This is a genomic window from Sphingomonas phyllosphaerae, from assembly GCA_036946405.1.
Taxonomy (GTDB): domain Bacteria; phylum Pseudomonadota; class Alphaproteobacteria; order Sphingomonadales; family Sphingomonadaceae; genus Sphingomonas; species Sphingomonas phyllosphaerae_D.
The window spans coordinates 2,016,045-2,034,343 of sequence record JAQIJC010000001.1 but is presented as its reverse complement, the minus strand read 5'-3'; the positions used below and the strand labels follow the sequence as shown (position 1 = coordinate 2,034,343).

The window sequence follows — 18,299 nt, the reverse complement described above, 5'->3', positions numbered from 1 at the left end:
GGTCAGACCGACACCGCCGCCTTGATATGCGGTTGCGCCTCGTAACCAGTCAGCACAAAATCTTCTGGCTCATAGGCGTCGATCGACGCCGGACGCCGCGCGAAGGTCAGCGTCGGCAGCGCGGTCGGGGTGCGTGCGAGTTGCGTTTCGGCCTGCTCGAGATGGTTGAGGTACAGATGGCAATCGCCGCCGGTCCAGATGAACTCGCCGACCTCGAGATCGCATTGCTGCGCGAGCATGTGCGTCAGCAGCGCATAGCTGGCGATGTTGAACGGCACGCCGAGGAAGATGTCGGCCGAGCGCTGATACAATTGCAACGACAGCCGGCCGTTCGCGACATGCGTCTGAAACAGGCAATGGCACGGGCTGAGCGCCATTGCGTGCAGCTCGCCGGGGTTCCACGCGGTGACGATCTGCCGCCGCGACGCCGGGCGCGTGCGGATCTCGTCGATCAGCGCCGCGATCTGGTCGATGTGCCGCCCGTCCGCCGCCGCCCAGTCGCGCCATTGCTTGCCATAGACCGGGCCGAGATCGCCGCTCTCGTCGGCCCATTCGTCCCAGATGCTGACCTTGCGCTCCTGCAACCAGCGGACGTTGGTGTCGCCGCGCAGGAACCACAACAGCTCGATGATGATCGAGCGCAGATGGAGCTTCTTGGTGGTGAGGACCGGAAAGCCCTGCGCCAGATCGAAGCGCATTTGATGCCCGAACACGCTGAGCGTGCCGGTGCCGGTCCGGTCGTCCTGCCGCACGCCCGAATCGAGCACGCGGCGCATGAGGTCGAGATATTGCTGCACGGCTGGGGTGGTAGCGCGGGCCGGCGGCTCGCGCCACCGTCGGACGATAGCTAAGAGCGACCACAGTCTTAACCGTCATTCCCGCGAAGGCGGGAATCCAGACGCGCAGGCTTTCGATAGAAGCGCGACGTCCGAGGTTCTGGATTCCCGCCTGCGCGGGAATGACGAAGCCATCAGACGTCGAATCAACCGTCACTTCATCCGGCACGCGACGATCTCCGCCGGATCGGGCCGCCGCCCCGCCGCGCGGAACGTCGCGAGATAGCCGCCCGCCGACCGCAGCTCCCGAAACCCGACCTGCGCATAGCCGACCGCCGCGAACTCGCAGCGCAGCAGCCGTGGCGGCGTCCCGTGCTGCTCGGTCGGCCGGTCGGCGTCGACCACCACCACCAGCCCGTCGCGGCGCAGCGAAGGCCGCATCCGCCACAGGAATTCATACGGCTGCTCGATCTCGTGGTACATGTGCACCATGAAGATCCGGTCGAAGCTGTTGTCGGGCAGCCGCGGATCGGCGGGCATCCCCAGCCGCACGCTGACATTGTCCAGCCGCTCGCGCGCGACGCGTTCCGCCAGCGCCTCGTGCACTGCCGGCACCACGTCCTCCGCCAGCACGCGCCCGTTCTCACCGACGCGCGCCGCCAGCCGGATCGTATAATAGCCCTCGCCCGCGCCGAGATCGGCGACGGTCATCCCCTTGCGGATCTCGGCGAGGTCCATCACCCGCCCGGCCTCACCCAGCCGGTCGCGCGTTTCCTCGTTCGACCAGCGCGGCGAGACGATGTTCGCGATCGGGCGATCGGCGGCCGGGAACGGCCCCGGCTCCTTGGTCTTGTGCTTGATGAGCGGCTGCGACCCGTCGCACGCCGCCAGCAGCAACAACGCCACCGCCGTCAAGGCGAACACGGGCGCGCGCAAGGCCACTTAGTCGACGTCCTCCACGACTACTGCCTCGCCGGTCACGCGCTGCGAGAGCGCGGCGGCCATGAACTCGTCGAGGTCACCATCCAGCACGTCGCCAGGCGAGGTACTGGTCGCGCCGGTGCGCAGGTCCTTCACCAGCTGATACGGCTGGAGCACGTAGCTGCGGATCTGGTGACCCCAGCCGATGTCGGTCTTGGTGGCGTTCTCGGCGTTCGCGACCGCCTCGCGCTCCGCCAGCTCGCGCTCATACAGGCGCGCGCGCAGCTGGTTGTAAGCCTCGGCCTTGTTCTTGTGCTGCGAACGCTGGTTCTGGCACTGCACGACGATCCCGGTCGGCAAGTGCGTGATGCGCACCGCGGAATCGGTGGTGTTGATGTGCTGCCCGCCCGCGCCCGACGCGCGATAGGTGTCGATGCGCAGGTCGCTCTCGTTGATCTCGACCTCGATATTGTCGTCGATCACCGGATAGACCCAGACGCTCGAAAAGCTCGTGTGGCGGCGCGCGGCGCTGTCGTACGGGCTGATCCGCACCAGCCGGTGGACGCCGGATTCGACCTTGGCATAGCCATAGGCGTTCTCGCCCTTGACCAGCAGCGTCGCGCTCTTGATCCCCGCCTGCTCGCCGGCGTGATAGTCGATCAGCTCGACCTTCAGCCCGCGCCGCTCGGCCCAGCGCGTGTACATGCGCTGGAGCATCCCGGCCCAATCCTGGCTCTCGGTGCCGCCCGCGCCGGCGTTGATCTCGATATAGCTGTCGTTGGCATCCGCCTCGCCCGCCAGCAGCGCCTTGACCTTGTCGGCCTGCGCGCGATCGGCGAGCGTCTTGAGCGCGGCGACGCCCTCATCGGCCATTTCGGCATCGCCCTCCGCCTCGGCCATCTCGATCAACTCGACCGTGTCGGACAACTCGCGCTCGATATCGCGCGTCGCGGTGATCGCCTCGTCCAGCCGGCGACGCTCGCGCATCACCGCCTGCGCTTCCTTCGGGTTGTTCCACAGCGCCTGATCCTCGACGCGCGCGTTCAGCTCGTCGAGGCGACGCAACGCGCGGTCCCAGTCGAGGAAGCGGCGCAGCAGCGCCAGCGCCTCGTTGATGCTGTCGACATGGGCCTGCGCTTCGGCGCGCATAACTTTACTCCAAGGTCACGCCGCGCCGACCAGAAGGGAATCCCGACCGGCACGAGCGGGGCTGGTGACCGGGGAATCCCGGCGACTGGCTGGGACGACGAAAGAACGTTCTGGCGACGACTTAGTAGATGCCCCCCTGCCTCTGCAAGAAGTCGCTGTCTCCCGGGGCGGCACTGGTCGCGCTGGCGGTCGGGCGCGTCGACGGGGCAGCGGTCGGCGCGGTACGGCGCGCGCGGCGTGCCTCGCTCTGCGGCTTGAACGCTTCCCAGATCACCGCCGGCTTGGGATCGCTGTCGGTCGGGAAGGTGCCGAACACCGGCCGCCCGCTAGCACGGTCGATCCGCACCATGCGGATGCCCGGCGGCGCACGGAACGGGATCGGCGGCAACCCGGCATAAGCCTTTTGCGCCCATTCCTTGAACACCGGCACCGCGACCGTCCCGCCCTGCGCATAGCCGCCAAGGCTGCGCGGACTGTCGAAGCCCATGTAAAGCCCGGCGATCATCTGCGGCGTGCCGCCGATGAACCACACGTCAGTGGGGCCATTGTTGGTGCCGGTCTTGCCGAACATCGGTCGGTTGAGATCGCGCAGGCCCGTGGCGGTCCCGCGCTGGATCACGCCCTCGGTGATATGCACCATCTGATACGCGCTCATCGCGTCGAGCACCTGCCGCCCGCCGGTGGCGGGGCGCGGCATCGCGCGCCCGTTCCAGTCACGCGCGTTGCAGCCGTCGCACGCCCGCCAGTTCTCGGGCCAGATCACCTGCCCGTGCCGGTCCTGCGCGACGTCGATCAACGACGGATCGTGCCAGCGCCCCCAATTGGCGAGCACGCCATAGGCGTTGACCATCTTCGTCACGGTCGTCTCGCCCGCCCCCAGCGCATAGGAGAGATAGGGTGAGTAATCGCCGATCCCCATCGCCTTGATGAGCTTGACGACGCGTCCCATGCCGGTCTGCGCGGCGGTGCGCACCGTCATCAGGTTGCGCGACTGTTCGATGCCCCAGCGCATGGTGTGCGGCCCGGCGCCGCGCGAATTGCCGAAGTTGCGGAAGCATTTCTGCCCCAACCGCGCGCCCTGGTCGACGCAGAACGGCCCGTCGATAATGATCGATGCCGGGGTCATGCCGTTCTCCAGCGCCGCCGAATAGACGATCGGTTTGATCGTCGAGCCCGGCTGGCGGAACGCCTGCGTCGCGCGGTTGAACGACTGGACGCTCGACTCGAACCCGCCCTGCATCGCCAGGATGCGCCCGGTCGCGGGCTCCTGCACGACGAACCCGCCCGAGATGCGCGGGACCGAGCGGAGCGCGAACCGCCCCGCCCCGCTCGGCGCGACCGCGATGATGTCGCCGGGCTTGATCGCGGCAAAGGCGGCACCGCCCTGGTTGCGCACCGGCATCTGCGCCGCGTCGCGCGCCATCGTCCCCGTCGATCCGTCCGCGAAGCCCAGCCGCCACGCGTCACCGTCGCGCGCGATCGCGATCGCCGCGCGCCAGTTGTCGTGGTCGAGCATGATGTTGCTGCCGATCAGCGGCCCCTGCCACGCGTCGCCCTCGATCTCGACATGCCGCAATGGCCCCGACCAGCCGCGCCCGGCGTCGAAGCGCAGCAGGCCGTTGCGCAGCGCCTCGGCGGCATATTGCTGGATATTCTTGTCGAGCGAGGTGCGCACCCACAGCCCGCCGGCATAGACGCTGTGCGGCCCGTCCTCGGACTGTTCGCCGAATTTGGCGATCAGCTCGCGGCGCACTTCCTCGACGAAATAGCCGCCGACGCGCTCGAACTTGGGCGTGCGATGCGTGATCGCGCCGATCGGCTCGGCGGCGGCCGCCTCGGCCTGTGCTGCGGTGACGAAGCCATTCTTGACCATCTCGCGCAGCACGTAGTTGCGCCGCTCCAGCGCGCGATCGGTGTCGCGGAACGGGTCGTAGTTCGAAGGTCCCTTGGGCAGGATCGCCAGATAGGCGAGCTGCCCCAGTGACAGCTCGTTCAGTTCCTTGTCGAAATAGGCGTGGCTCGCCGCCTCGACGCCGTAGGCGTTACGCCCGAGGAATATCTGATTGAGATACAGCTCGATGATCTGCGGCTTGGTGAGCGTTTCCTCGATCTTATACGCCAGCAACGCCTCGCGAATCTTGCGAGTCGGGGAATATTCGTTGCCGATCAGCAGGTTCTTCGCCACCTGCTGCGTGATCGTCGAGCCGCCGCGCGCACGCTGCCCGGTGCCGAACTTGCGCGCATAGTCGAACACCGCACCCGCCAGCCCGGGGAAATCGACGCCGTGATGCTCGAAGAAGGTCTTGTCCTCCGCGGCGAGGAACGCCTTCACCAGCAGCGGCGGATATTCGTTGTACGCCAGCTCGACGCGGCGCTCGCGCGCGTAGGAATAGATCGGCGCGCCGTCCGCGCCGCGCACGTTGGTCGGCAGCGGCGGCTCATAGGCCTTGAGCTTGTCGACCGACGGCAGGTCGCGCGCGAACACCAGCCAGAAGACGCCGAGCGCCACCACCAGCAGCCCCAGCAGATAGGTGCCCCAACGCACCCACCAGCGGCGCCACAGCGCGCGGGGGGAGAGACGCCGAACGGGCACGGCAGCGGTCGGATCGGAAGCCATGTCGGTTTCGGCGTGTACGGTCTCGCCGGCCAAACGGCAACTCGCTCAGGCGGGCGCGAACAGCTTCGTGCCGACGACCCCGACGATGATGAGCGCGATGAAGCCGATCTGCGCGGGCGCGAGCTTCTCGCCGAACAGGAACACGCCGAAGATCGTGACGCCTACCGCGCCGAGCCCGGTCCACACCGCATAGGCGGTGCCCGCCGGCAATCCCCGCATCGCCATCGCCAGCAGCCCCATGTTGACGAAGCTGAGCGTGATCGGAACGGCGGACGCCAGCCACGATCCTTGCGTGGCAGCCCATTTGAGGCTGAGCGCCCAGACGATTTCGGTGACCACGGCGACGCCGAGGATGAGCCACGCCATGGCGGGGATCTCCTTGATTGCGGGCTCGATTGAGGAAGCGCAGCGGCCGGAAACCCGTAAGAGGCGTGCGCGGCGGGTCGATTAGGGGCTGATCGTCCACGAGTCCACCCCGCGCGCCTCGCCACAACCAACCGTCATCCCCGCGAAGGCGGGGATCCAGAACCTCGGACCTCTCGCTTCTATCGACAGACCTGCGCGTCTGGATTCCCGCCTCCGCGGGAATGACGAACAGCGGGCGCCGCAAGCCGCCTACCGCTCCGCCATCCGCCGCGCGAAATACACATCCACCGCGCGCCGCACGCTTTCGGCGATCTTCTCGCGCCCCTCCTTGCTGTCGAGGAACGCCGCGTCCGAGGCGGTCGAGATATACCCCGTCTCGAACAGGATCGACGGCATGTCCGGCGCCTTGAGCACCATCAGCGAGGCAGTGCGGTGAAAATTGCTCTTGATCGGGATCAGCGGCCGCGCCTCGCGCCCCAGCAGTCGCGCGAACCCGGCCGAGGCGTTCATCGTCTCGCGCTGCGTCAGGTCGATCAGGATCGACGACACGTCGGGATCGCGATCGAGCGTCACCCCCGCGATCACGTCGGCGCGGTTCTCGCGCGCCGCCAGCCGTGCCGCCTCGCGATCCGATGCGACGTCCGACAGCGTATAGGCGGTCGCGCCGGTCGGCGTGCCCGTCCCGACGCTGTCGCAATGCACCGAGATGAACAGGTCCGCCTTCAGCCGCCGCGCGATCCCGAACCGCTCGCGCAGCATGATGAAGCGGTCGTCGTCGCGGGTCAGTGCCACGCGCACCCGCCCGCTGTCGACCAGCGCATCGCGGATCGCGCGCGCGATCTTCAGCGTCACGTCCTTCTCGCGCAGCCCGGCCGCCGGATTGACAGCGCCGGGATCGTTGCCGCCATGGCCCGCATCGATCACCACCAGCGGACGCCCCGCCGCGCCGGTGATGCGCGGCAGCCGCACGCCGCGCGCGGGCGGCGGCACGCGCACCGTCACCTTGCGCGGCGTGGCGTCGCGGTGCGACTTCCACGGCAGGAAATCGAGCTGCGGCAACGGATCGCCGCCCGCCACCGGCGCGGCAAGCGCCAGCAGCGCCGCTGCGACCATCGCTCCCGTCCTGCCCTTCATCGCCCCTTCCCGCTACGCTGCACGCCTGTGCCCGGGAGCTTAGCCCGCCGATCTTCCCGCATGATTAACGCGTTCGGATCATAAAAACGAGCCGGTTGAAGCCAAGGCATTGCGATGCTACGTGTCGCGATGACCGGAAATGTTGCGCGAAGGTCGCGCGACGCAGCTTTCGGTGCCACCCCCCGCCCGGCGACATGCCGGCCCCGGGGTCATCAGGTTGACGTTCGCAATGCCGCATTCCGCCCGATCGCTGTTCCGCCCGGCCCGTGCCGGCGGCGGCACGATCGCGGACGGCCTTCCCCGCTCGATGGAGCGGGCGGCAGCGCGAACCGCAGCAGACATCATCATCATCCGCGCCGCCGACCCCATCGGGCGGTCGGCCGCGCCTTATCGTCGCGCCCCCTTCCCTTCGGCGGAGGGCGGCGCGTGGAGAGTTTTCAATGACCACGCGTATGCTGATCGACGCACGCCACCGGGAAGAAACCCGCGTGGCGGTCGTCAAGGGTAACCGGATCGAGGAATTCGATTTCGAGAGTGCCGAGCGCAAGCAGCTCAAGGGTAACATCTATCTCGCCAAGGTGACGCGCGTCGAGCCGTCGTTGCAGGCGGCGTTCGTCGATTACGGCGGCAATCGCCACGGCTTCCTGGCGTTCAGCGAGATCCACCCGGATTATTACCAGATCCCCAAGGAGGATCGCGAAGCGCTGCTCCGCGAGGAGGCCGAGCACGCCGCCGAGGAAGCCGCGCTGCGCGCCGAGCAGGACGCGCTCGACGACGGTGAGTTCGAGGGCGATGCCGAGGGCGACGATCACGACGACGCCGACCACGATCACGACCATGACGATGCCGAAGAGGGCGACGCTCCCGCGCCGCGCCGTCGCGGCCGGTCGGGCGGCAACGACGATCAGGTCGAGGCGCTGCGCCAGCGCCGCATGAACCTGCGCCGCCGCTACAAGATCCAGGATGTCATCCATCGCCGCCAGGTGCTGCTGGTGCAGGTCGTCAAGGAAGAGCGCGGCAACAAGGGCGCGGCGCTGACTACCTATCTGTCGCTCGCCGGCCGCTATTGCGTGCTGATGCCCAACACGTCGCATGGCGGCGGGATCAGCCGCAAGATCAGCAACGCCGCCGATCGTAAGCGCCTGAAGACGATCATGGCGGACCTGCAATTGCCGTCGTCGATGGGCTGCATCGTCCGCACCGCCGGGCTCCAGCGCACCAAGACCGAGATCAAGCGCGACTTCGACTATCTCGCCCGCCTCTGGGACGAGATCCGCGAAAAGACGCTGACGTCGAGTGCGCCCGCTTTGGTGTACGGCGACAGCGACCTGATGAAGCGCGCGATCCGCGACATCTACAACAAGGACATCGACGAGGTCATCGTCGAGGGCGACGACGGCTATCGTCAGGCGCGCGAGTTCATGCGGCTGCTGATGCCGACGCACGCCAAGAAGGTGAAGCATTACAGCGACCCGGTGCCGCTCTACCAGCGCGCAGGCGTCGAGGATCAGCTCGCCGCGATGTACCACCCGGTCGTCCAGCTCAAGTCGGGCGGCTATCTGGTCATCAACCCGACCGAGGCGTTGGTGTCGATCGACATCAACTCCGGCCGCTCGACCCGCGAGCACAATATCGAGCAGACCGCCACCGCGACCAACCTCGAGGCCGCGCAGGAAATCGCCCGTCAGCTTCGCCTGCGCGACATGGCAGGGCTGATCGTCATCGACTTCATCGACATGGATAACGGATCGAACGTCCGTAAGGTCGAGAAGGCGATGAAGGAGGCGCTCAAGAACGATCGCGCGCGCATCCAGGTCGGCCGCATCTCGGGCTTCGGGCTGATGGAGATGAGCCGCCAGCGGCTGCGCACCGGCGTGCTCGAAGCCTCGACCCGCCCCTGCCCGCATTGCGAAGGCACCGGCTTCGTCCGCACCGCCTCGTCGTCGGGGCTGTCGGCGCTGCGCTTGCTCGAGGATGAAGCGGCGCGTGGCCGTGGCTCGGTGCTGACGCTGCGCTGCAGCCAGGAAGCGGCCTTCTACGTGCTCAACCGCAAGCGCGCCGACATCGCCGAGATCGAGGATCGCTACGGCGTGACCGTCGAGATCATCCCCGATGGCGAAGAAGAGGGCGCACGCATGTCGGTCGAGGCCAGCGGCCCGCCGCCCGCGCATCCGCCGAAGTTCGATCGCCCGATCGTCGAGGAGCCCGAGGACGATCTGGTCGAGGACGAGATCGACGAGGAGGAAGAGGCCGAGGACGAGGACACCGTCGAGCAGGTCGCCGCGCCCGAGGGCGAGGGCGGCCGTAGCGGGCGTCGCCGCCGTCGTCGTCGCGGGCGTCGCGGTCGCGACCGGGTCGAGGGTGAGGAGCGGACCGAAGAGGCCGGCGAGGAAGAGGCCGACGAGGCTGAACCCACGGACGCCGAGCCGGAAGCCGCGGCCGATGCCGATGTCGACGTCAGCGAGGAAGCCGAGCGCGAGGGCGGCCGTCGTCGTCGGCGCGGGCGTCGCGGTCGCCGCCGTGACGGTGAGCGTGGTGGCGAGCAGGCCGCCGAGCCGGCCGAGGCGCAGGTCGAGGTCGTCGAAGACGCCGCGATCGAGCCCGAGCCGGTCGTGGCCGACGCGGGCGCCGAGGAAGCGCCTGCGGTCGAAGAGCCCGCCGCGCCCAAGACGCGCCGTCGTCCCCGCGCGCGCGTCGCCGCCGAGCCGATGCCGGCACCCGCGCCGAAGCGTGGTCGCAAGGCAGCGGTCGCCCCGGCTGCCGAGCCGGCACCCGAGCCGGTCGCCGCCGAGGAACCGGTCGCCGAGGAGGCGCCCGCCAAGCCCAAGCGCACGCGCCGCAAGAAGGTCGCCGAGCCGGTGGTCGAGGCAGGCGATGCCGGTCCGGTCAACGACGGCCTGCCCGCGCCCGAACCGGTCGCCGAGGAAGCCCCGGCCAAGCCGAAGCGCACCCGTCGCAAGAAGGTCGTGGAGGAAGCGGCCCCCGAACCGGCGGCCGCCGACGAGCCCGCCGTTGCCGAGGCACCGGCCGCTGACGAGCCGGCCGCCGACGCCGCCGCGCAACCGCGCCGCGGCTGGTGGCAGCGCACCTTCGGCGCGTGATACGATCGGCCGGGCTTCAGCGGCGGTTCAGTCGAACCGCCGCAAAGCCCGGCCGATGAGCTTCATTCGTCTGCATCTTCATCGTCATTGCGAGCGTCGCGAAGCAATCCGGGGCCTCCTGATCCGGCGCTGGATTGCGTCGCTGCGCTCGCGATGACGAAGGCAGGCTTCCGGCCGATGTCTTCGCGTTCCACGGCCCGCTCCATGCGTCGCCCGATCGCACCCCCGACCACCATCGCTCTGGGAACGCCCCGCTCACCCCCGTTCGTGCTGAGCCTGTCGAAGCACGTGCCCCCGAACGCACCCCGCCGGGTCGACGGTCCTGCCACGCCTCCCGCCGTCATTGCGAGCGTCGGGTCGATCGGCAGGCACCCCTCACCTGTTTCCTTACCTCATCCCGGACTTGCTCCGGGATCCCGCTTCTTGCCACGGTCGCAAAGAGCGGGACCCCGGACAGAGCCCGAGGCGACGAACAAGGTGAACGTTCCGGTGAAAAACACCGACGCGCCTTCCGGCCCCTGTCGTCATGCCCTAAGACCCACCCCATGCGCCGCCTGATCGCCGCCGTCGCCACCACCGTCCTGCTCCTCGCGCAGCCCGCGCAGGCGCAGTCGCTGCTGCGCGATGCCGAAACCGAGGCGCTGCTCAAGGACATGTCCGCGCCGCTCGTCACCGCCGCGGGCCTGCGCCCCGCCGACGTGTCGTTCGCGCTGGTCAACGACGATTCGATCAACGCCTTCGTCGCCGGCGGGCAGACGGTCTATATCCACACCGGGCTGCTCCAACAGGCCGACAGCGCCAATCAGGTGCAGGGCGTCATCGCCCACGAACTCGGCCATATCGCCGACGGCCATGTCATCACCGGCGCGCAGGCGCAGAAGCCTGCGATGGGCGTCTATCTGCTCTCGATGGTGCTCGGGCTCGCGGCGATGGCGGCGGGCGGCGGCGAAGCCGGCGCGGGCATCCTCGCCGCCGGGCAGCAGGTCGCGATGGGCAAATACCTCGCCTTCAGCCGCGTGCAGGAAGCGACCGCCGACGCCTCGGCGGTCCGCTATCTCGACACCGCCGGGATCACCGGCAAGGGGATGCTGGAGTTCTTCAAGAAGCTGCAACAGCAGGAATATCGCTACGGCACGAAGAATATCGACCCGTTCATGCAGTCGCACCCGCTGTCGGGCACGCGCGTCCAGACGCTGACCGCCGACCTGCAGGCGTCGAAGGCGTGGAGCAAGCCGGCCAACAGCGCGCTTCAGGAGCGTTTCCTGCGCGTCCGCGCCAAGCTCGACGGCTATCTGATGCCGCCGCCGCAGGCGCTCCAGAAATATCCCGACAGCGACCAGACCGTCTATGCGCATTACGCGCGCGCCTATGCCTATCACCGCGCCGGCTATCCCGAGAAGGCCGATGCCGAGGCCGAGGCACTGGTCGCGAAGGAGCCCGATGATCCCTATTTCCAGGAGATCATGGGGCAGATCCTGCTGGAGGCCGGCAAGCCGAAGCTCGCGCTCGCCCCGCTCAAGCGCGCGACCGAGGGCTCGCGCGCCAACCCGCTGATCGCGACGACCTATGGCCATGCGCTGATCGCGACCGAAGACCCGACGCATTACGACGAGGCGAAGCGCGTGCTGCGCACCGCCGTCGCGCGCGACGACGAGAATCCGTTCGCCTGGTTCCAGCTCGGCACCGTCTACGAGCTGACCGGCGACGAGGCGCGCGCCGCGCTGGCGAGTGCCGAGCGTGCGAGCATGATGGGCGACGACCGCACCGCCGCCGACCGCGCCCGCTATGCGATGGCAGGCATCCCGAAGAACACCCCCGACTGGATCCGCGCGCAGGACATTGCGATGACCGCGCAGAATGCCGTCGACAAGAACGGAAAGAAGAAGCGGCGTTGAACCGGTTGATGGTGTTGGGGCTGGTCGCGATCGGACTGTTGTTCGGCGCGGGCGGCATGTGGCTTGCGGATCGCGCGGCGCCGGTCGGCGCGGCGGACGAGGCGCGGATCGGTCGCGTCGTGCGCGAATATGTCCTCGCACACCCCGAATTGATCCCGGAGGCGATCGAACGGCTGCAACAACGCGACGCGACCCGCGCGATCGCTGCCAATCGCGGGGCGATCGAGGCACCCTATGGCGACGCGTGGATCGGAAATCCGAACGCCGATGTCACCCTCGTCGAATATTACGACTATAATTGCGGCTTTTGCCGCGCCAGCCTGCCCACGATCGAGAAACTGGTCGCCGCCGACAAGAACCTGCGCGTCGTCTTCAAGGAACTGCCGGTGCTCGCCGAGAGCAGCCGCACCGCCGCCCGCGCCTCGCTCGCCGCGGCATCGCAAGGCAAATTCAAGGCGTTCCACGATGCGCTCTACGCCGCCGGCCCGGTCAGCGACGCGACGATCGCGCAGGCCGCCCGCGCCAGCGGGGTCGATCTCGCCAAAATGCCCTCCGACGCCGACGAAACGCTGCGCGCCAACCTCGAACTCGCGCAAAAGCTTGGAATAAATGGCACCCCGGCGTGGGTGGTCGGCGACCAATTGCTCAGCGGCGCCCTCCCGCTCGATCGCTTGCAGGACGCGGTGGCGAAAGCGCACGCGTCCTAGCCGCGATCCGCCCCCTGCCCCAGCCGCCAGCGTAGCAGCCGCACGAACGCCTCCGGTTCGTCGAGCCGGAACGCGACCCGCACCACCGGCGGCTTGCGACGCCATAATGAGCGAGCCGGGAGCGGAATGCGCAGCCGTAACACCACGTTAGGCCACGCCAGCAATGCAGCGTTGAGCGTCGCGGCGTCGCGCATCTCGTCACCGCGCACATCGCCATCGACGCCCGCGATGGCCTCCAGCGGCACGAAGCGGTCGATCAGCAAGCCGGCGCGCACCCGCACGCCGTCGCGCATCAACAAAATCGGGCGCAACCGGAATGACTTGATGAGCCCGACCAGATAGACGAACCCCATATCGCTCAGCACGAACATCACCACTGCCCCCGCCCGGCTCCAATGCGCGAGCAGCAGGTGATAGACCGCCATCTCGATTGCCGACAGGACCAGCAACGCCGCACACATCGGCGCAAGGTGCCGGTGATAGGCGAAGCCGCGCCCGTCGGCGGGGATCTCCGGCGCGCCGCCCCAGCGGAACAGGGCGAGATGCAGCACCGTCCATTCCGCCGCGGCCAGTCGCACCAGCATCGGCGACAACAGCGCCGACGCCATCCGCTCGTACCGTTCACGCGCTCCCGCGTCCGGGGCGCGCCACGCCTGCCGCGCCGATCGTCCCGCCGCCACGACATGCCCGACGACCACCGCCGCCATGACCGTCACCAGCCACGGCATCTCCCACAACGTCACGCGCAACGCCGGTGGCGCCCCTGCCACGACGATCAGACAGGCCCCCGCGAGCGTCCCCAGCACGGCCGGCGCGGGCGGCCTGCGATGCGTGCGGGCGAGCAGCGCCAGAGTCAGCGTGTCGGCGACGATCCACAGGAACAAGAGCAGCGCGGGCAGCGGATGCGCGGCGGCGAGCGGCGTTCGTACCGCCAGCCCCGCGCCGGCCGTGATGACGGCTGGCACCACGATCGTCGCCGCCCGTCGTCCGATGCTGTCGGCCACCCCGACCACCCGTCACCTCCCCACGGTAGATACGATGATCTTCCCATAGACTTCGCGGCCGAACATCACCATCTGCACGCGACCGATCCGGGTCGGAAACGACGACGACCATGCCGAGCGTCGATCGGCAGCAGCAAGGGGGCGCAATGCCGGAACCGATCCTCACCGTCGCAGGTGTGTCGAAGACCTACAGGAACGGCCCGACCGCGCTCGGGACGGTGGACCTGACCGTCAACCGCGGCGAGATCTTCGCGCTGCTCGGCCCGAACGGCGCGGGAAAGACGACGCTCATCAGCATCATCTGCGGGATCGTCACGCCCAGCGCCGGCACCGTCACCGTCGCCGGCCACGACGTGACCCGCGACTACAAGGCCGCGCGCCGCGCGATCGGGCTGGTGCCGCAGGAACTGGCGACCGACCAGTTCGAAAGCGTGCTGGCGACCGTCACCTTCTCGCGCCGCCTGTTCGGGCGCTCGGGGCATTCCGCCTATATCGAGCAGGTGCTGCGCGACCTGTCGCTGTGGGAAAAGCGGCATTCGAAGATCAAGGACCTGTCGGGCGGGATGAAGCGGCGCGTGCTGATCGCCAAGGCGCTGGCGCACGAGCCGCAGATCCTGTTCCTCGACGAACCGACCGCCGGGGTCGACGTCGCGCTGCGCCGCGACATGTGGAAGCTGGTCCACCGGCTACGCGAACAGGGCGCGACGATCATCCTCACCACCCATTATATCGAGGAGGCGGAGGAAATGGCCGACCGCGTCGGCGTCATCACCGGCGGCAAGCTGCTGCTGGTCGAGGAGAAGAACGCGCTGATGGCCAAGCTCGGCAAGCGCCAGATGGACCTGACGCTGGTCGAGCCGATGACGGCGATCCCGGCGGCGCTGTCCGACTGGTCGCTGTCGCTGGAGGATGAGGGACACAAGTTGCGCTACGTCTTCGATGCCAAGGCCGAGGATACCGGCATTCCGCGGCTGCTCGAACGACTGGCGGAGCACCATATCGCCTTTCGCGATCTCGAGACGCGCAAGTCGAGCCTCGAAGACATTTTCGTCGATCTGGTGGGAGAGCGCGCATGAACCTGCATGGGATCTGGGCGATCTATCGCTTCGAGATGGCGCGGTTCGGGCGGACGATCTGGACCAGCCTGGCGACGCCGGTCATCACCACCACGCTCTATTTCATCGTCTTCGGCGCGGCGATCGGCTCGCAGATGCGCGGGATCGACGGCGTCAGCTACGGCGCGTTCATCGTGCCCGGATTGATGCTGCTGACGATCTTTTCGGAAAGTATCTTCAACGCCAGCCTCGGCATCTACATGCCGAAGTTCACCGGCACGATCTACGAGCTGTTATCGGCCCCCTTGTCGCCGATCGAAACGGTGCTCGGCTATGTCGGCGCGGCGGCGACCAAGTCGATGGTGATCGCGATGGTGATCCTCGCCACCGCGCATCTGTTCGTCGATCTGCCCATCGCGCATCCACTGCTGATGTTGCTCTATCTGCTGCTGGTCACGGCCAGCTTCGCGCTATTCGGCTTTTGCCTCGGCATCTGGGCGAACGGGTTCGAGCAATTGCAGATCATCCCGCTGTTGGTCATCACCCCGCTGACCTTCCTTGGCGGCGCCTTCTATTCGCTCGACGTCTTGCCCGAACCATGGCGGACCGTGACGCTGTTCAACCCGGTCGCCTATCTCATCAACGGCTTCCGCTGGACGTTCTTCGGACAGAGCGACGTATCGTTCGCATTGTGCGTCGCGGTGACGCTGGGGTTCGCGGCGCTGTGCCTCGCCGCGGTCGTGACCATCTTCCGCACCGGCTGGCGGCTGAAGAGCTGATGCCGCATCCACGTCCGTCATTGCGAGCGGAGCGAAGCAATCCAGGGCGTCCTGGTCCGACACTGGATTGCTTCGCTACGCTCGCAATGATGAGCGGAATTTTGCGGCGTTCTGCGCCTACTTACTCACAGGCACTACCGGCCGCTGGCACGGCGGGTTCGGCCCGGCGAAAGCCGCGAAGTTGCCGAAGTCGCTTCCGGGAGCGGCGACGTCGACAGACGGCGTGCCGCGCGTTTCGAACACATAGGCCTTGTTGTTGTCGAACTTGGCGATCGCATCGTTCAACAGCCGCGCCTGCGTCGCGCTGATCTCGCGAACGTCGGTCCGCCGCGTCCGGGTGACATGCACGACATCATTCTCGAACGTCGCGATCCGCCAATAGGTCACCCCGCCCAAGGTCCGGTCGACCGGCTTCGACGAAAAGCTCCAGCGGAATCCCTTGCCTGCCGCCGGTACCTTCACTGTCGCCGAATAGCAGGTGAAGCTTGGATAGTCGGTCGCCCACGGCGCATCCTGCGGCTGGTCCTTCGGCCGATTCAGTTCGTTGGGGGGCGTATAGCCGGCGTAATAGACGTAGTGCGTGTGCCCGCCCTTCGCGTCGCCCTCCCACTCGACCTTGCCGGTGCCGGTCATCGACAGGACCAGCAAGCGGTGCTCGTCATCGAATTTCCAGCCGGTCGTGGTCGCCTCGACACCGGGAAGCTGCTGTCGCCAGTAAGCAGCGACCGCACGCTGCGCGTCCGCGTCGGCCAGCCCGGCCAGTTGCGCGCGGATCGTGAAGATCTCGTCGCCGCGCAGCACGTGCTGCGCCCGGTACATGCCGGGCTTGTCGAAGCCCGCGCTGGCATCGATGTCGATCGCCTCGATCCGGTCGGGCAATCGGGGCGGCATCGCGGGCAGCGCTTCCAGCGGCGCGCCGTCACCACGCAGCGCCAAACCCCAGCGCGACGCCGGTGGCGGCAGGTCGGCCAGATGCCGATCGCCCAGCCGCGTCGCATCGAGCCAATAGGATGCGCCGCCCGCGGTGGCCCGCACGATGACATGATCGAAGGCACCGGGCGTCGGTAGCCGTTCGTCGATCCCGTCACCGCCGTTGCTCGCCACCAGCACCGGCTCGGCCGCGATATCCAGTTCGCGCAGGATCGCGATCAGCAAGGCGGTCTTCGCCTTGCAGTCGCCGAACCGTCGCTGCCACGTTTCGTCCGCCGTCGCCGGGACGTAATTGCCGCCGTCCAGCCCGACATAGACGTAACGGATGCGATCCTCGACGACGCGCAGCGCCGCCTCGATCCGCCGCGCAGGATCGCTGGTTTCCGCCGCGATCCGCGCCGCTTCCTGTCTCACCGGCGACGCCGCGCCGAGCATCGCGGCCCGGGTGAATAGCGGTGCAAAGGTCTGGGATACGGTGCGCCAGTCGTCATAACCGCTGAACTGCACGGCGCGCGTCACCCCGAAGCGCGGCGGGGCCTGTTCGGGCAGCACCGCGCTGGCCGGATCCGACAGCGTGTAGCGCCGATCGGTCAGCGGCCCGGCCCGCTCGATGACGGGCGCGGGCAGATCGCCGATCGCCTTGACGACCACGTTCTGCCCGGCCGGTTCGAGCAGCCGCCACCGCCACGCACCGCGCATCCCCATGATCGGGAACTGCATTCCGCCCTGCGGCCGCTCCCCCCATGCAGCGTCGCGCGACGCGCGCGTAAACGCGAAGTCGAGCTCGTCACCGACCTGCAATCCGCTGGCCTGGAGCGCCGCGGTCAATTGCCCGTCAAGCATCGACTGTTCGAGGTTGCTTTCGCGCTGAAGGATCGCGAACTTCTGCGTCGCCAGCACGTCGATCGGCTTGCCGTCGCGGATGATCTGCAAGCGGTGGACCGTCAGCACGTCGCTTCCCGGCGACCACGCGACCGAGACGTTCCCGACCGCCAGCGCCTCGGGCGCCAGCACCTTGAAGCGATACGCCTCGTAGGACTCGCTGCCGCCCGGCACCAGCCGCACCTGCTGGTCGACATACACGACCCGCATCGGCGCACCCGGTGGCAGCGGCGCATCGCTCGCCGACGGCGGCGCGATCACCCAGCCCGGCGCTGGCGCATAACGGACATCACGCGCCGCATCCGTGGCCTGTCCCGCAACCGTCGACGCCACCACCATCGAGGCGCCTGCCGCACCCCATGCCACCCACCGATTCACCGACGACCCCCCGCCCCTTTGTCGTCAGTGTAGAGGCTGTCGCAGGGCGCGCAACTCGGTTGATGACGCCCGCGTCAATCGACGCGCAGCGTGTCGTACACCGTCACCTTGCGCCACAGCGGCTCGCAATCGGCGACGAACTTCCGGTGGATCGGATGGTCCTGGTACGCCTTCTGGTCGGCGACGGTATCGAAGAACATCAGCTCCGACACCTGATAGCTTCCATCGACCACATCGCGTGCCTCGGTATCGGCGGGGACGCCGATGTGCAGCGCGCGGATCACCGGGATCGCCGCCAGCGTGCGCAGCCCCGCGATCAGGCGATCGCGGTCGGCGGTCGAGGTCGGGTCCTTCAGCCAGAAGAACACATGATGCACCACCTTGGCGGGCACCACCGCGGCGGCCGCCTGCGCCTCGCCGCCGGTAACGGCTCCCACGATCCCTGCCCCGCCGATCGCCATCATCGCCATCATCTCCCTGCGTCCTGCATCCACGACCCGTCTCCCTGACTAGCGGCCGGATGTGCCTTGCGCGGCAAGGACTTGCCAGTCCCAAATAGTCGTACGGCGCGGCAGGATCGCTCCCACCGCGCCGTCCGTCAGCGC

Annotated in this window: 14 protein-coding genes and 1 pseudogene; 5 read left to right on the top strand and 10 right to left on the bottom strand. The window is 68.1% G+C overall.

The window, feature by feature from the left end; all coding sequences use genetic code 11:
- Positions 1-2: 2 nt before the first annotated feature.
- The 6 genes and pseudogenes from PGN12_09765 to PGN12_09740 all read right to left on the bottom strand — a co-directional run bounded on the left by PGN12_09765 (position 3) and on the right by PGN12_09740 (position 6,831).
- A complete protein-coding gene (locus PGN12_09765; GenBank protein MEH3104178.1) occupies positions 3-797 on the bottom strand; it encodes a thymidylate synthase in 795 nt (264 codons plus the stop codon).
- Between the two features lie 192 nt (positions 798-989).
- Entirely contained in the window at positions 990-1,700 is a 711-nt protein-coding gene (locus PGN12_09760) for a class I SAM-dependent methyltransferase (protein ID MEH3104177.1), read from the bottom strand.
- Between the two features lie 18 nt (positions 1,701-1,718).
- The gene (gene prfB / locus PGN12_09755) at positions 1,719-2,846 is read right to left on the bottom strand and encodes a peptide chain release factor 2 (protein MEH3104176.1); all 1,128 of its coding nucleotides are present in this window, start codon (positions 2,844-2,846) and stop codon (positions 1,719-1,721) included.
- A gap of 121 nt (positions 2,847-2,967) precedes the next feature.
- The gene (locus PGN12_09750; GenBank protein ID MEH3104175.1) at positions 2,968-5,463 is read right to left on the bottom strand and encodes a transglycosylase domain-containing protein; all 2,496 of its coding nucleotides are present in this window, start codon (positions 5,461-5,463) and stop codon (positions 2,968-2,970) included.
- Between the two features lie 45 nt (positions 5,464-5,508).
- Positions 5,509-5,829, bottom strand: coding sequence for a multidrug efflux SMR transporter (locus PGN12_09745; protein ID MEH3104174.1), 321 nt, complete (start codon positions 5,827-5,829; stop codon positions 5,509-5,511).
- A gap of 249 nt (positions 5,830-6,078) precedes the next feature.
- Positions 6,079-6,831: pseudogene (locus PGN12_09740) on the bottom strand (N-acetylmuramoyl-L-alanine amidase).
- A gap of 584 nt (positions 6,832-7,415) precedes the next feature.
- Here PGN12_09740 and PGN12_09735 point away from each other — a divergent pair.
- The gene (locus PGN12_09735; GenBank protein ID MEH3104173.1) at positions 7,416-10,064 is read left to right on the top strand and encodes a ribonuclease E/G; all 2,649 of its coding nucleotides are present in this window, start codon (positions 7,416-7,418) and stop codon (positions 10,062-10,064) included.
- Positions 10,065-10,126: 62 nt separating this feature from the next.
- On the opposite strand, the gene PGN12_09730 is transcribed toward PGN12_09735, so the two are convergent.
- Entirely contained in the window at positions 10,127-10,258 is a 132-nt protein-coding gene (locus tag PGN12_09730; GenBank protein MEH3104172.1) for a hypothetical protein, read from the bottom strand.
- 351 nt (positions 10,259-10,609) lie between these two features.
- On the opposite strand from PGN12_09730, the gene PGN12_09725 reads away from it, so the two are divergent.
- Positions 10,610-11,959, top strand: a complete 1,350-nt coding sequence (locus tag PGN12_09725; GenBank protein MEH3104171.1) for a M48 family metalloprotease — start codon at positions 10,610-10,612, stop codon at positions 11,957-11,959.
- Positions 11,956-12,666, top strand: coding sequence for a DsbA family protein (locus tag PGN12_09720; GenBank protein MEH3104170.1), 711 nt, complete (start codon positions 11,956-11,958; stop codon positions 12,664-12,666). The genes PGN12_09725 and PGN12_09720 overlap by 4 nt, the downstream gene beginning before the upstream one ends.
- On the opposite strand, the gene PGN12_09715 is transcribed toward PGN12_09720, so the two are convergent.
- Positions 12,663-13,670: a hypothetical protein gene (locus tag PGN12_09715; GenBank protein ID MEH3104169.1), complete on the bottom strand. Its 1,008-nt coding sequence runs from the start codon at positions 13,668-13,670 to the stop codon at positions 12,663-12,665. The two genes, PGN12_09720 and PGN12_09715, sit on opposite strands and share 4 nt — an antisense overlap.
- A gap of 146 nt (positions 13,671-13,816) precedes the next feature.
- Here PGN12_09715 and PGN12_09710 point away from each other — a divergent pair, with 146 nt between their 5' ends.
- Positions 13,817-14,746: an ABC transporter ATP-binding protein gene (locus PGN12_09710; protein MEH3104168.1), complete on the top strand. Its 930-nt coding sequence runs from the start codon at positions 13,817-13,819 to the stop codon at positions 14,744-14,746.
- Positions 14,743-15,504, top strand: a complete 762-nt coding sequence (locus PGN12_09705) for an ABC transporter permease (protein ID MEH3104167.1) — start codon at positions 14,743-14,745, stop codon at positions 15,502-15,504. The genes PGN12_09710 and PGN12_09705 overlap by 4 nt, the downstream gene beginning before the upstream one ends.
- 117 nt (positions 15,505-15,621) lie before the next feature.
- Here PGN12_09705 and PGN12_09700 read toward each other — a convergent pair whose 3' ends face one another.
- Both PGN12_09700 and PGN12_09695 read right to left on the bottom strand, forming a co-directional pair.
- Positions 15,622-17,694: a DUF3857 domain-containing transglutaminase family protein gene (locus PGN12_09700; GenBank protein MEH3104166.1), complete on the bottom strand. Its 2,073-nt coding sequence runs from the start codon at positions 17,692-17,694 to the stop codon at positions 15,622-15,624.
- 74 nt (positions 17,695-17,768) lie between these two features.
- Positions 17,769-18,188, bottom strand: a complete 420-nt coding sequence (locus tag PGN12_09695) for a Dabb family protein (GenBank protein MEH3104165.1) — start codon at positions 18,186-18,188, stop codon at positions 17,769-17,771.
- Positions 18,189-18,299: the final 111 nt, after the last annotated feature.

Bases quoted from the DNA above. Each gene is read 5' to 3' on its own strand.
- prfB (MEH3104176.1), bottom strand. From the start codon at position 2,846: ATGCGCGCCGAAGCGCAGGCCCATGTCGACAGCATCAACGAGGCGCTG.
- PGN12_09750 (MEH3104175.1), bottom strand. From the start codon at position 5,463: ATGGCTTCCGATCCGACCGCTGCCGTGCCCGTTCGGCGTCTCTCCCCC.
- PGN12_09745 (MEH3104174.1), bottom strand. From the start codon at position 5,829: ATGGCGTGGCTCATCCTCGGCGTCGCCGTGGTCACCGAAATCGTCTGG.
- PGN12_09735 (MEH3104173.1), top strand. From the start codon at position 7,416: ATGCTGATCGACGCACGCCACCGGGAAGAAACCCGCGTGGCGGTCGTC.
- PGN12_09725 (MEH3104171.1), top strand. From the start codon at position 10,610: ATGCGCCGCCTGATCGCCGCCGTCGCCACCACCGTCCTGCTCCTCGCG.
- PGN12_09710 (MEH3104168.1), top strand. From the start codon at position 13,817: ATGCCGGAACCGATCCTCACCGTCGCAGGTGTGTCGAAGACCTACAGG.
- PGN12_09705 (MEH3104167.1), top strand. From the start codon at position 14,743: ATGAACCTGCATGGGATCTGGGCGATCTATCGCTTCGAGATGGCGCGG.